This is a genomic window from Tsukamurella sp. II2bb (genome assembly GCF_057815145.1).
The window spans coordinates 48,619-62,797 of the sequence record NZ_JBYPZI010000014.1 but is presented as its reverse complement, the minus strand read 5'-3'; the positions used below and the strand labels follow the sequence as shown (position 1 = coordinate 62,797).

Annotated in this window: 9 protein-coding genes; 7 read left to right on the top strand and 2 right to left on the bottom strand. The window is 68.4% G+C overall.

Features of this window, described 5'->3' with window-relative positions; all coding sequences use genetic code 11:
- Nucleotides 1-436: 436 nt before the first annotated feature.
- The 3 genes from AC21LY_RS23060 to AC21LY_RS23050 all read left to right on the top strand — a co-directional run bounded on the left by AC21LY_RS23060 (nucleotide 437) and on the right by AC21LY_RS23050 (nucleotide 4,276).
- Nucleotides 437-1,468 (top strand): TRM11 family SAM-dependent methyltransferase, encoded by a 1,032-nt coding sequence (locus tag AC21LY_RS23060; RefSeq protein ID WP_489048907.1) that lies wholly within the window; start codon nucleotides 437-439, stop codon nucleotides 1,466-1,468.
- A gap of 53 nt (nucleotides 1,469-1,521) precedes the next feature.
- Entirely contained in the window at nucleotides 1,522-3,684 is a 2,163-nt protein-coding gene (gene uvrB / locus AC21LY_RS23055; RefSeq protein WP_489048906.1) for an excinuclease ABC subunit UvrB, read from the top strand.
- 148 nt (nucleotides 3,685-3,832) lie between these two features.
- Nucleotides 3,833-4,276 carry a universal stress protein gene (locus AC21LY_RS23050; RefSeq protein WP_489048905.1) on the top strand — a complete coding sequence of 148 codons (444 nt, stop codon included), beginning with the start codon at nucleotides 3,833-3,835 and terminating at the stop codon, nucleotides 4,274-4,276.
- A gap of 13 nt (nucleotides 4,277-4,289) precedes the next feature.
- On the opposite strand, the gene AC21LY_RS23045 is transcribed toward AC21LY_RS23050, so the two are convergent.
- Entirely contained in the window at nucleotides 4,290-6,614 is a 2,325-nt protein-coding gene (locus tag AC21LY_RS23045; RefSeq protein ID WP_489048904.1) for a HelD family protein, read from the bottom strand.
- 561 nt (nucleotides 6,615-7,175) lie between these two features.
- Between AC21LY_RS23045 and AC21LY_RS23040 the strand changes: the two genes are divergently transcribed.
- The 3 genes from AC21LY_RS23040 (at nucleotide 7,176) to AC21LY_RS23030 (ending at nucleotide 10,457) form a co-directional block, all read left to right on the top strand.
- A complete protein-coding gene (locus AC21LY_RS23040; protein ID WP_489048903.1) occupies nucleotides 7,176-8,672 on the top strand; it encodes a long-chain-fatty-acid--CoA ligase in 1,497 nt (498 codons plus the stop codon).
- 643 nt (nucleotides 8,673-9,315) lie between these two features.
- Nucleotides 9,316-9,990, top strand: coding sequence for a hypothetical protein (locus tag AC21LY_RS23035; RefSeq protein WP_489048902.1), 675 nt, complete (start codon nucleotides 9,316-9,318; stop codon nucleotides 9,988-9,990).
- A 29-nt stretch (nucleotides 9,991-10,019) separates the two neighbouring features.
- A complete protein-coding gene (locus tag AC21LY_RS23030) occupies nucleotides 10,020-10,457 on the top strand; it encodes a MarR family winged helix-turn-helix transcriptional regulator (protein WP_489048901.1) in 438 nt (145 codons plus the stop codon).
- A 60-nt stretch (nucleotides 10,458-10,517) separates the two neighbouring features.
- Here the strand turns inward: AC21LY_RS23030 and AC21LY_RS23025 are convergent, their stop codons facing one another.
- A complete protein-coding gene (locus AC21LY_RS23025) occupies nucleotides 10,518-11,087 on the bottom strand; it encodes an MBL fold metallo-hydrolase (protein WP_489048924.1) in 570 nt (189 codons plus the stop codon).
- Nucleotides 11,088-11,223: 136 nt separating this feature from the next.
- Here AC21LY_RS23025 and uvrA point away from each other — a divergent pair, with 136 nt between their 5' ends.
- Nucleotides 11,224-14,085, top strand: coding sequence for an excinuclease ABC subunit UvrA (gene uvrA / locus AC21LY_RS23020; RefSeq protein ID WP_489048900.1), 2,862 nt, complete (start codon nucleotides 11,224-11,226; stop codon nucleotides 14,083-14,085).
- Nucleotides 14,086-14,179 lie beyond the last annotated feature (94 nt).

Sequence of the window (14,179 nt, the reverse complement as noted above, 5' to 3'; positions counted from 1 at the left end):
AAGGTTTCGCGCTTGGGCGGGTGCACGGCGCCGTCGTCGATCGCGGCGTCGGCACGGAGCCGCAGCACCAGCGTCACCTCGGTGCGCCCTCGTGGCCGTCCGGCGACGGCGCCGGACGGCCGGAAGCCGTGGCGCCGGAGCAGCGCACCGAGAGCGTCGTCGTGGGTGCGGACCAGGATGCCGTCCAGGCCGGACGCCCGCTCCCGCGCCGCGTCGAGGAGTGCGGGCACGGCGTCCTCCGCCGCGTCGAGCACCGTCAGGTCCAACCAGCCGCCACCGACCGCGCCGATCGCCGCCGCCCCGTCGACGGCGAGCTCGAAGGTCACGTCCGCGTCCATCCGTCCACGATACGACGCCACGCCGGGATTCCCGGGTGGCGGCGTCACCGGGACCACGCGGGGCGTTCGGTCCGGACGTCCCACGTACGATCTCTGCCGTGCCCCAGTACTCCCTGCTCCCAGCCCCCGCCGCGAACCGTGTCTACGCCGAGGCGACGGCGTCGATGGTGCGGGCGGAACTGACCGTGCTCAGCCGTGCCGCGCTGGGCGGGCGGATCGGCCCCGTCGAGAGCCGGGGAGTGGCGGGCGTCGAGCACCTGGTCTTCGAGGCGGACGAGCTCACCGAGCGCGACCTCGGGTTCCTGGGTCTCACCTCGGCCTTCTACGCGCTCTTCGCGCACGAGGGCGAGCTGCTGCGCCCCATCGCAGTGCCCTCGCCGGAGCGCTACCCCTCCGACTTGCTGACCATCCTCAAGTACCAGGGCAAGACGAACGAGCAGTTCACCCGGCTCGTGCTGAACGTGACCGCGGCCTCCAGCGCGCGGCCCGACGGGGTTCTCGACGGGACGCTGCGCGTGCTCGACCCGGTGTGCGGCCGCGGCACCACGTTGAGCCAGGCCGCGATGTACGGGCTGGACGCCGTCGGTGTCGACGTGGACGTCAAGGACTTCGAGCTCTACAGCTCCTTCTTCACCACCTGGCTCAAGGACCACCGGTTCAAGCACGCCGCCGCGACCACCCCGGTCCGTCGCGAGAAGTCGGTGATCGCGAAGAAGTACGAGGTGGAGTTCGCGGCGGAGAAGGCCGACTACCTGGCCGGACACAAGCAGTCGCTCACCTTCTACGCCGCCGACACGATGATCACCTCTCAGCTGGTCAAGCCCGGCAGCATCGACGTGGTGGTGGGCGACCTGCCCTACGGCGTGCAGCACGGTAGCCGCGGTCCGCGCGGCCTGGTGCGCGACCCGCTCGACCTTCTCGACGGCGCCCTCCCGGGCTGGGCCTCCCGGCTCCGCGCCGGCGGCGCGATGGGGCTGGCGTGGAACACCCGCGTCGCGCCCCGGGACCGCATCGCGGCCCTGCTCGAATCCCGGGGCCTGACGGTGCTGGACGGTCCCGGGTACGACGATCTGCGGCATCGGGTGGACCGGTCGATCACGCGGGACGTGATCGTCGCGCGCAAGGACTGACGGCCGGCGGCGGTCGCACCGAACTTGTCGGTGGGTCGGCCTACGCTGGTTCCATGGCATTCGCGGCAGAGCAACCGGTGGTGGCGCACTCCGAGCACCGGCCGATCGGAGAGATCGAGCGGGCCCCGGCGGAGTTCACGGTGGTCAGCGAGTACGAGCCGGCGGGCGATCAGCCCACGGCCATCGCGGACCTCGAGCGCAGACTCAAGGCGGGTGAGCGGGACGTGGTGCTGCTGGGCGCCACGGGCACCGGTAAGTCGGCCACCACGGCGTGGCTGATCGAACGGGTGCAGCGCCCCACGCTGATCATGGCCCCGAATAAGACGCTGGCCGCGCAGCTGGCCAACGAGCTGCGGGCGATGCTGCCGAACAACGCCGTCGAGTACTTCGTCTCGTACTACGACTACTACCAACCCGAGGCGTACATCGCGCAGTCGGACACGTACATCGAGAAGGACTCCTCGATCAACGACGACGTGGAGCGGCTGCGGCACTCCGCCACCTCGTCCCTGCTCTCCCGGCGGGACGTGGTCGTGGTGGCATCGGTGTCGTGCATCTACGGCCTCGGCACGCCGCAGAGCTATCTCGACCGCTCCGTGCAGCTGGAGGTGGGCATGGAGGTGGACCGGGACGCGCTGCTGCGCCTGCTGGTCGACGTCCAGTACAACCGCAACGACACGGCCTTCACCCGCGGGTCCTTCCGGGTGCGGGGGGACACCGTCGAGATCATCCCCTCGTACGAGGAGCTCGCCATCCGGATCGAGTTCTTCGGGGACGAGATCGAGGCGCTGTACTACCTGCACCCGCTCACCGGGGACATCGTCCGCCAGGTCGACGACCTGCGGATCTTCCCCGCGACGCACTACGTCGCCGGCCCGGAGCGGATGGCCCGGGCGATCGAGGGGATCGAGCAGGAACTCGAGGAGCGGCTGGCCGAGTTCGAGCGGCAGGGCAAGCTGCTCGAGGCTCAGCGCTTGCGGATGCGCACCCAGTACGACATCGAGATGATGCGGCAGGTCGGGTTCTGTTCCGGCATCGAGAACTACAGCCGCCACATCGACGGTCGCGCCGCGGGCTCGGCGCCGGCCACCCTGATCGACTACTTCCCGGAGGACTTCCTCCTGGTGATCGACGAGTCGCACGTGACGGTGCCGCAGATCGGCGCCATGTTCGAGGGGGACGCCTCCCGCAAGCGCAACCTGGTGGACTTCGGCTTCCGGCTGCCCTCGGCGGTCGACAACCGCCCGCTCACCTGGGAGGAGTTCACCGAGCGCATCGGGCAGACGGTGTACCTGTCTGCGACGCCGGGGCAGTACGAGCTCGGGCAGACCGGCGGCGAGTTCGTCGAGCAGGTGATCCGCCCCACGGGCCTGGTCGATCCGCAGGTGGTGATCAAGCCCACCAAGGGCCAGATCGACGACCTGATCCACGAGATCCGCGACCGCACGGAGCGGGACGAGCGGGTCCTCGTCACCACGCTCACCAAGAAGATGGCGGAGGACCTCACCGACTACCTGCTCGACGCGGGGATCCGGGTGCGCTACCTGCACAGCGACATCGATACCCTGCGCCGGGTCGAGCTGCTGCGCCAACTGCGGCTCGGCGAGTACGACGTGCTGGTCGGCATCAACCTCCTGCGTGAGGGCCTCGACCTGCCCGAGGTGTCGCTGGTCGCGATCCTCGACGCCGACAAGGAGGGCTTCCTCCGGTCCACCACCTCCCTCATCCAGACGATCGGCCGTGCGGCGCGCAACGTCTCGGGCGAGGTGCACATGTACGCCGACAAGGTGACCGAATCGATGCGCGTGGCGATCGAGGAGACGGAGCGCCGCCGCGAGAAACAGATCGCGTACAACACGAAGATGGGCGTCGATCCGAAGCCGCTGCGGAAGAAGATCGCCGACATCCTCGATCAGGTGTACACGGAGGCGGACGACACGGAGCAGGCCATCGGCGGATCGGGGCGCAATGCCACGCGCGGCCGGCGCGCGCAGGGCGAGCTGCGATCGGTGTCCGCCGTCAGCGCCGGCATGTACGAGGGGGAGGACGTCAAGTCGATGCCCCGCGCCGAGCTCGCCGATCTGATCGCCGAACTCACCGACCAGATGATGAACGCCGCGCGGGAGCTGCAATTCGAGCTCGCAGGCCGGATCCGCGACGAGATCGCGGATCTGAAGAAGGAGCTCCGCGGAATGGACGCCGCCGGCTTGCAATGACCTGCGAATCCGGCAACACCGGCCGTTGCGGTGTGTCCCGTGCCGCAAACTGCCTGTTCCGGGGGAGGAGGAGGCTATGGTGTCGGAGACACATTGCTAGGGCTTTCCAACGACAGAACTCCGCTGGAGTAGAGAAAGAGGAGACTCGATGAGTGGCTACAGCACGATCGTCGTCGGCACCGACGGCTCGGAGTCGTCGCTGCGCGCCGTGGAGCGCGCCGCTGCACTGTCCGGCGACGCGAAGCTGGTGATCGCCTGCGCGTTCCTGCCGAGCGAGGGCGCCGACCCCGCCGCCGCGGACATCCTGGGTGCCGACGCGTACCAGCTGCAGGGCGCGAACCCGGTCAACGACATGCTGCGCACCGCCGAGGGGCGCGCGCTCAAGGCGGGCGCGAGCGAGGTGGAGAAGCGTGCCATCAAGGGCCAGCCCGTGGATGCGCTGCTGGACCTGGTCAAGTCGCTGCCCGAGCCCGCGCTGCTCGTGGTGGGCAACAAGGGTATGAACTCCCTCACCGGTCGCCTGCTGGGCTCCGTCCCCTCGGACGCCGCCCGCAAGACCTCCGTGGACATCCTCATCGTCCACACCACGTAGTACCCCCGGGGGCTCAGGCCTCCAGCGCGCGCAGTGCGCGCGGTAGCGACCCGGACGTGACCACGGTCAACGTCTGGGTCGCTCGCGTCAGGGCCACGTACAGGTCCCGCAACCCCCGGTCGAACTCGACCTCCGCCGGCTCGCCCACGATCAGCCCCGGCTCGACCACGACGACGTGGTCGAACTCGAGGCCCTTCGCGTCACGGACGCTCATGACCCGCACGTTCGGGGCCGTCAGGCGGCGGAGCGGGGCCACGAGGTTCGACGGTGCCAGCACCGCCGTCAGCCGGTCCTCGTCGCGCGGCAGTTCGGCCCGCACCGCCTCGACGAGCGGCCGGTCACCGTCGACCCGCACGAGGCGGGGCGGCTGCGCCCCTGACCGCACCGACGCCGGCGGAGAAAGGGCCGGGTCGATCTCGGCCAGCACGTCCGCCGCGAGATCCATGATCTCCTTGGGCGTGCGGTAGTTCACCGTCAGTTCCGCGACGACGAACCGGCCCGGTACGTAGGGATCGAGGGCCTCGCCCCAGCTGGTCATCCCGGCGGCGTCGCCGGTCTGCGCGGTGTCACCCACCAGCGTCATCCACCGGTTCGGGCTGCGGCGCATCAGCATCCGCCAGGCCATCGCCGACAGCTCCTGCGCCTCGTCGACGATGATGTGGCCGAAGGTCCACGTCCGGTCCTCCCGCGCCCGGTCCGCGGTGGAGTTGAACTCGCGCACCGTCTGCCGCTGCGCCAGCTGCTCGGCGTCGATCAGGTCGTACGCCATGAGGATCTCGGCGTCGAACTCGTCGTCGAGGTCCTGCGGAGCGGAGCCGGTCAGAATGTCGAGCGCCTCCTGCGCCTCCTCCAGCCGCTGCCGCCACTGGCGTTCCGCCTCGTCGGCGTCCACGTCGTCGTCGCCCAGGAACTCCGCGATCTCGTCCAACAGCGGCGCATCGGCGGGGGAGAAGGCGGGCTTGCCGTCGATCCCCGTGGTGAGTGGGCGGCGCAGCTCCGCACGTTCGGCATCCGTGAGGTCGGGCGCAGCCTCGGCGAGCCGGTCCTCGTCGCGCAGGAGTTCGGTCAGAACCCGTTGCGGCGTGAGCGCAGGCCACAGCTGATCGAGGGCGCCGAGCACCTCGGGGTCCTGTGCCAGCTCGTCGCGGATGTCGGAGATGTCGGTCCGGGAGAGCAGCATCGTGTTGTCGACCACCGACGAGCCGATCGTCGCCGCGTGCTGGGCGGCCAGGGCGTCGAGTGCGGACTGCCGGAAGATCGCGCGTGCGGTGTTGTGCGGGCGCCGCGAGCTCCGCGCCCGGCCGCGGGCCCGGGTCGCCAGCTTCTTGTCGAGGATCAGCGGGTAGCCGTCGAACTTCATGACGATCGGCTCGTCGGGCACCGTCTGCCACCCGCGCACCGCCTGCTTGCACACCTCGACCATGGCGGTCGATCCCTTGAGCCGGGCCGCGGCGGCGGTGTCCTCGAGCGTCGCGATGACGCCCGGGTACAGATCGCCGACGGTGCTGAGCAGCACGCCCGTCTCGCCGAGGCTGGGGAGCACCTGACTGATGTAGTTGAGGAAGGTCTCGTTCGGCCCGACGATGAGCACGCCGGTGCGGGAGAGGTTCTGCCGGTAGGTGTAGAGCAGGTAGGCGGCGCGGTGCAGCGCGACCGCCGTCTTGCCGGTGCCGGGTCCGCCCTGCACGACGAGCACGCCGCGGTGCTCGGACCGGATGATCGCGTCCTGCTCCCGCTGGATGGTCTCGACGATGTCCGCCATGTGCCCGGTGCGTGCCCGGTTCAGCGCCTCGACCAGGGCGGATTCGCCCGCGACATTGGAGCCGAGTCCCTGACCGGGGTCGGCGGTAGCCCCGGTCTCGCTGCCGGGCCCGGAACCGGTGAGGGTGAGGCGTTCGGCGACCACGCCCGTCAGCTCACGCCCCCGGGTCCGGACGTGGCGCCGCACTGCGACCCCCTCCGGCTGGGCGGGGGTGGCGAGGTAGAACGGGCGCGCGAGCGGCGCGCGCCAGTCGAGGAGCAGGGTGCTCAGGTCCTCGTCGTCATCGAGGACGCCGATCCGCCCGATGCGGCGGACCGCGTCGGTGTCCTCGCCGGCCATGTCGAGGCGGCCGAAGTAGAGGTTCTGCTCGGCGGCGTCGTACTTGGCGATGTCGTCGGTGTAGAGCTGGTGGTACGAGTCCCGCTCGGAGATCTCCTGCGGGTTCTCGCCGACCTCCTGCAGGTTGTCGGCCCGCCGGCGGTTCGCGGTGCTGCGCATGGCGTCGATCCGGGCGTACACGCGATCGAGGTGGGCCTGCTCCTCGGTGAGCAGGGGATCGACGGCGTCGGTGGTCACAGGACTCCTCGTGGACGGCTGCGCTGAATCAGACCGTCCATTCTCCACGATCCGCTGAGTTCGCGCTGCGACCCCCGTCCGGCCCGAGAGGGACGGGCGTCGGTCGGCGGCCCCGTCCGTCGCCCGAGCACACGTGAACCGCGTTCACGATTCATCCTTTCTGCCCGGTATTCGGCGTGATGCAACGAATACTCGCGTGATCACTGCTACTTCACAGTGTTCGATCTCATAGGAACAGCGGGGTGACGGAACGATTGTTGTTACTTACAGTAAAGCCGGAGAGCGCGTCACACGTGGTGGTGGTGGGATTCCGCCATTCACCCCGTAGTGGAGCCCGCTCTCGGAGTATCGGATGGATTGTGAGTATTTGCTGGTGCCGCGCTTCACTGTTGCGCTACTTCGGTAGACCTGCTCTGCATCGAAGAATGGAGCGCGGCGCCAGACCATGATCACCTCGGTACCCGGTTACCCGGCCGCTGCGGCACGATCGACGGCCACGGTCTGTGCGTCACAGCGCGTGCGGATCATCTGAGCTCTCAGGATGTTCCGAAGGGAGAGAACATGTCCAATCTCGCCGAGGCGTTGGTGACCACGGCCGGGGTCCGTCCGGACTCGCTGGCGCTCAAATGTGATGCAGCCGAGTACAGCTACGCCGCGTTGGACGAGGCTTCTGCTCGCGTCGCGTCGTTTCTCGGGGATTTGGGGGTGGGACCGGGGGATCGCGTGGGGGTGATGTTGCCGAATACGCCGGCATTCGCGATCGTCTTCTACGGGATTCTGCGACGCGGAGCGGTGGTGGTTCCGATGAATCCGTTGTTGAAAGCGGGCGAGGTGGAGTACTACCTGGCCAATAGTGGGGCGAGGATTCTGTTCGCTGATCCGGTGTTCGTGGAGGAGGCCGAGGCGGGTGCGCGGGCGGCCGGGGCGGCCGTGCACGTGGCCGATGACGACGCGCTCACGGCCCTGCTGTCCGGGGTCGAACCGCTGTGGTCGGTCGAGCCTCGTGCGGATTCCGACACCGCCGTCATCCTGCACACATCGGGTACGACAGGGAAGCCGAAAGGCGCGACCTTGACGCACACCGGGATGGGGCGCAATGCCGAGGTGTTCGGCCGGACGCTGGGGCAGTACTCACCGGATGACGTGGTGATGGGGTGCCTGCCGTTGTTCCACGTCTTCGGCCTGAGCTGTGGGCTTCTTGCATCCGTGTTGTTCGGTGCTTCGTTGACGTTGATGGCGCGGTTCGACGCGCGCAAGGCAATCGAGGTGATCGCCCGCGACCGCGTCACCGTCTTCCTCGGCGTCCCGACGATGTACGGCGCCATGGTCGCCGCGATTCGGCCCGACGACGACGTCTCCTCGCTCCGGACCTGCTGCTCCGGCGGCGCTGCCCTGCCGGTGCGGGTGATCTCCGACTTCGAGGAGGCGTTCGGCGCGATCATCATGGAAGGCTACGGACTCTCCGAGACGTCGCCGGTCGCGTCGTACAACCACCCGGACAAGCCCCGGAAGGCCGGGACCATCGGCACGCCCATCGAGGGCGTCGAGATGCGGGTGATCGGCGACGACGGTGCGCCCGTTCCCACGGGGGAGCGCGGCGAGATCCAGGTACGCGGCCACAACGTGATGAGGGGCTACTGGAACATGCCCGAGGCCACCGCCGCCGCGATCGACGAGGACGGGTGGTTCTCCACCGGCGACATCGGCATCGTGGACGAGGACGGCTACTTCTCCATCGTCGACCGCAAGAAGGAACTGATCATCCGCGGCGGATACAACGTCTACCCCCGCGAGATCGAGGAGGTGCTCTACGGGCACCCCGGGATCGCCGAGGCCGCCGTCGTCGGGCTCCCGCACGAGTCGCTCGGCGAGGAGGTCGGCGCCGCCGTGGTCCTCAAACCGGGCGTCACCGTCACCACCGATGAGATCCGCGCGTACGTCAAGGACCGGGTCGCCTCCTACAAGTACCCGCGCCACGTCTGGCTGATGCCCGAGCTCCCCAAGGGCGCCACCGGCAAGGTCCAGAAGCGCGACATCGACATCCCCTCGACGCTGTGACCCGTCCCCCCGGGAAAACCACGAGGGCGGACGGAGAGCGTCCGCGACGACCTTCGATCGGCCCGTGAAGCAGGGAAATCGGCATAGTCGTTCCGTGCTGCTCGTCGTCGACCTCGTGTCGATTCCCGTCGACATTCGCCTCATGTGATCCGGGCCACTCGCCCGTTAGTTTGCTCACTTCCGGCATCCGTACGGACGCAGGCGATTCCAGTCGATACCGGCGCGCACAGTGATTCACCTGGGAGTTTTGGTTAAGTAACGATTTTGCCAGGCGCGTCAGCGGCTCCCGGTGTGTTCGGTGGGGCGGTGCCACGGTTGCCCTGATCTCGAACGTGGGTCAATATACCGATCAACGTTGAAGCCGGTGTGGACCTCAGAACCCATGCGCCAGGCCTCGACGACCCTTCCTGGGGCAGCAGGAGAGGTGACGCTCGGATGCCGGTTCGGATGGCGCGGAATCGGATTCGAGTACAGATCGACGGTGTACCCCCGACTCCTGTGTGGATTGATGGGGCGGCTCAGGCGCACCATCCCGCTTGAGGGATGCCTTAACAGAGCTATGCCGATCGATGGTGTTCCCGCGGCCTCGCGCCGGCGGCGACGCCGAGTGCCGCACACATCGGAGTGAGAGGTGGGTAGACGTATGACGGATCCGTGGGGTAGCCGCACCGACAATGGGAAGGTCGATTCTCCCGACGATCCGCCGACGACCGGGCGCGAAACCCAGGGGGACGACCACGTCTGCCTCGCGGGTCTTCTGTCGCTGGTGACTCCGCCGGAGGTGGCGCCTCGTCCGAGGGATTGGGATTCCATCGAATCCGAACTGGGGCGGCTGCCCGACGACTACAAGGCGATCATCGACACGTACGGGCCGGGCCGATTCCGGTCGTGCATCAGCGTCTGGAGTCCTGAGCAGATCCTTGCTCGCCGACGCGATCTCAACAATCTGCTCGGCATGCTCAAGTTCTACTGTCAGCAGGGCGCCTACACGATCGACGTCGCACCGCTCGGCGTCGGCCACGAAGCGATCGGCGAGTGCGACGACACCTACTTGCCCTGGGGTGAGGCGCGGCGCGGAACCATCGGGCTGTGGCGGACCACCAGGTTCTCACCGGACGACTGGCCGGTTCTGCTGATGTCGCTGGGCGCCATCGACTACGAATCCGAGGGCCTCGCTCCGTACCTCGTCGCGAACCTCTCGGGCCGATTCCGAAGCCTCGTGGTCAACAACGCGGTCGTCCAAGCACGGAACTTCGAAGCCGACACCTGTGAGGCCTGTGGGCACCAACGTGGCGACGGAGACGTTCCAGAGCGCTGACGCCCACCATGGACGGAAAGGTACGCACCATGCCAGACGCGAACGAGGTGCTCGCCGGACGGATCGTCGCGGCCGTGACCGCTCTCGCGCGCCAACTGCGCTACCGCCATCTCCATGTCGAGCTGACGTTGTCGCCGATGTCGGCGCTCGCCACGATCGCCCACGACGGTCCGCTGACACTGCGCGAGCTCGCCCGCACCGAACACGTGCGCCCGCAGACATTGGCCCCGATCGTGGTCGCGCTGACCTGTAGTGGCCTGGTGGCACGGTACCGTCCGGACTGCACCGGGCGGCCGGTCCGGGTCGCCGCATCAGCCCGAGGCGAGAGTCTGGTCGAGTCGGACGAATCCGCCGAGTGGCGTTGGCTCGCCGCCAGGCTCGAAGCGCTCACCGTCACCGAACTGGCGACACTGGCCGACGCCACGGAGATCATCGACTCCCTCGCCGCAGCGGAGCGCACCGAGTAGATCGACGGCAGGAGCGTCCCGGTGGGTCGCCGGCCGCGCAGGGCGAGCCGGCCGCGTGAGTCACCAGCCGCGCTCGCGCCATTCGGCGAGGTGCGGGCGCTCGGCGCCGAGGGTGGTGCCCTTGCCGTGGCCGGGATGCACGACGGTGTCGTCGTCGTACCGGTCGAAGAGCTTGGTGGTCACATCGGTGTACAGGCGGTCGAAGTCCTCGGGCGAACCGGTCTTGCCCACGCCGCCGGGGAACAGGCTGTCGCCCGTGAACAGGTGGACCGGGGCACCGTCGAACTCCGGGCGTAGGGCGAGGGCGATCGATCCGGGTGTGTGTCCGACCAGCTCGATGACGTCGAAGGTGAGATCGCCCACGGTGAGCACCTCGCCGTCGGCGAGGGTTCGATCGGTGGGGGCGTCGATGCCCTCGGCGTCGTGGACGCCGGCGGCGGCGGGGACGACCAGGCCCTCGCGGACCTCCGCCAGCGCATACCAATGGTCCAGGTGACGGTGCGTGGTGACGATCAGCTCCACCCCGCCCGCGTCCCGCGCGAAGTCGAGGATCCGCGCGGCCTCGTTGGCAGCGTCGATCAGGAGCGCGTGCCCGGCGGAATCACTCACCAGGTACACGTTGTTGTCCATACCGCCGACGGAAATCTGATTGATCGTGGTGGTCACGGGCCTCACGCTACCGCGCGGAGAAAAACTTGTCGGTGGAGATCTCTAGCATTGATCCGGGCTCGTCTACGGGCCTGCAAGGCCGGACGAAAGGAAGACGGTGGCTGATCGCCTGATCGTGCGCGGGGCGCGCGAACACAACCTGCGGGGTGTCGATGTGGACCTCCCGCGCGACAGCCTGATCGTCTTCACCGGGCTGTCCGGGTCGGGCAAGTCCAGTCTCGCCTTCGACACGATCTTCGCGGAGGGGCAGCGGCGGTACGTCGAATCGCTGTCCGCGTACGCGCGGCAGTTCCTCGGGCAGATGGACAAGCCCGATGTCGACTTCATCGAGGGCCTCTCGCCCGCGGTGTCGATCGACCAGAAGTCGACCAACCGCAACCCGCGGTCCACGGTCGGCACCATCACCGAGGTGTACGACTACCTGCGCCTGCTCTACGCCCGCGCCGGCACCCCGCACTGTCCGGAGTGCGGCTCGGTGATCGCTCGGCAGACGCCGCAGCAGATCGTCGACCAGGTACTGGACATGGAGCCGGGTACCCGGTTCCAGGTGCTCGCCCCCGTCGTCCGCACCCGCAAGGGCGAGTTCGTCGACCTGTTCAATCAGCTGCAGACCCAGGGCTACTCCCGCGCCCGGATCGACGGGGTGGTGTACCAGCTCGCCGAGCCGCCGAAGCTCAAGAAGCAGGAGAAGCACGACATCGAGGTGGTGATCGATCGCCTCGCGGTGAAGGCGACGGCCAAGCAGCGTCTCACCGACTCGATCGAGACGGCCCTGCGGCTGGCCGACGGCATCGTCGTGCTCGATTTCGTGGACCGGGAGGAGAACGATCCCGAGCGGGAGCGTCGTTTCTCCGAGAAGATGGCCTGCCCCAACGGTCATCCGATCGCGGTCGACGACGTCGAGCCCCGCTCCTTCTCCTTCAACTCGCCGTACGGCGCCTGCCCCGAGTGCGATGGCCTCGGCGTGCGCAAGGAGGTCGATCCGGAGCTCGTCGTGCCCGACCCGTTGCTCTCGCTGGCCGACGGTGCCATCGCGCCCTGGTCGTCGGGGCAGAGCGCGGAGTACTTCCTGCGGTTGCTCTCGGGGCTGGCCGACGCGATGGGCTTCGACCTGAACACTCCCTGGAAGGACCTGCCGGCGAAGGCGCGCAAGGCCGTGATCGAGGGGTCCGAGCATCAGGTCCACGTGAAGTACCGCAACCGGTACGGCCGCACCCGCTCGTACTACGCCGAGTTCGAGGGCGTCATGCCCTTCCTGCACCGCCGCCTCGAGTCCACCGAGTCGGAGCAGATGAAGGAGCGCTACGAGGGCTACATGCGCGACGTGCCGTGTCCCGCGTGCTCGGGCGCGCGGCTGCGGCCCGAGATCCTCGCGGTCACGCTCGACCACCCGCGCTTCGGGGAGAAATCGATCGCCGAGGTCGCGGCCATGTCCGTGGGGGAGTGCTCGGACTACCTTTCCGATCTCAAACTCGGGGCGCGTGAGGCCGCGATCGCCGGCCGCGTCCTCAAGGAGGTACAGGCTCGCATCGCCTTCCTGCTGGACGTGGGCCTGGAGTACCTCTCGCTCTCGCGCGCGGCGGGCTCGCTCTCCGGCGGCGAGGCACAGCGCATCCGCCTCGCCACGCAGATCGGCTCGGGGCTCGCCGGCGTGCTGTACGTGCTCGACGAGCCGTCGATCGGACTGCACCAGCGCGACAACCGCCGCCTCATCGACACCCTCGTGCGCCTGCGCGACCTGGGTAACACGCTCATCGTGGTCGAGCACGACGAGGACACGATCCGGATGGCCGATTGGGTGGTCGACATCGGGCCGTACGCGGGCGAGCACGGCGGCAAGGTCGTGCACAGCGGCACCTACAAGGCGCTGCTCAAGAACAAGGAATCGCTGACCGGCGCCTACCTGTCGGGCAGGCGTTCGCTACCGGTGCCCGCTGTGCGGCGCCCGGTGAACAAGAAACGCCAGCTCAAGGTGGTCGGCGCGCGCGAGCACAACCTCAAGAACATCGATGTCTCGTTCCCGCTGGGTGTGCTGACGGCCGTCACCGGGGTGTCCGGCTCCGGCAAGTCGACCCTCGTCAACGACATCCTGGCGACGGTGCTGGCGAACAAGCTCAACGGCGCGCGGCAGGTCCCCGGGCGGCACAGCCGGGTGACCGGCTTGGACGACCTGGACAAGCTCGTCCAGGTCGATCAGTCGCCGATCGGCCGGACGCCGCGGTCGAACCCGGCCACCTACACGGGCGTCTTCGACAAGGTCCGCACCCTCTTCGCGGCGACGACCGAGGCGAAGGTGCGCGGCTATCAGCCGGGTCGGTTCTCCTTCAACGTCAAGGGCGGCCGCTGCGAGGCCTGTTCGGGCGACGGCACGATCAAGATCGAGATGAACTTCCTGCCGGACGTCTACGTCCCGTGCGAGGTCTGCCACGGCGCCCGGTACAACCGCGAGACGCTCGAGGTGCACTACAAGGGCAAGAACATCGCCGAGGTGCTCGACATGCCGATCGAGGAGGCCGCCGAGTTCTTCGAGGCGGTCACCTCGATCCACCGCTACCTCAAGACGCTGGTGGAGGTCGGTCTCGGCTACGTCCGGCTGGGGCAGCCCGCCACCACTCTCTCGGGCGGGGAGGCGCAGCGCGTGAAGCTGGCGGCCGAGCTGCAGAAGCGGTCCAACGGCCGCACGGTCTACATCCTCGACGAGCCCACGACGGGCCTGCATTTCGAGGACATCGCCAAGCTGCTGCAGGTGATCGACGGGCTGGTCGACAAGGGGAACTCGGTGATCGTCATCGAGCACAACCTGGACGTCATCAAGACCGCCGACTGGATCGTCGACATGGGGCCGGAGGGCGGTAGTGGGGGCGGCACCGTCGTCGCGCAGGGCACACCTGAGGACGTCGCCGCGGTGCCCGAGTCGTACACAGGCTCCTTCCTCGCGGAGGTGCTGCCCTCGTCGTAGGGCGTGTCGTCCTGGGGATGCGGCTGTGGACGAACGGTGGAGACGCTGGGGATGACTGTGGAGCGTCTTCCACAGCATCTTGTGTAAATTGCAC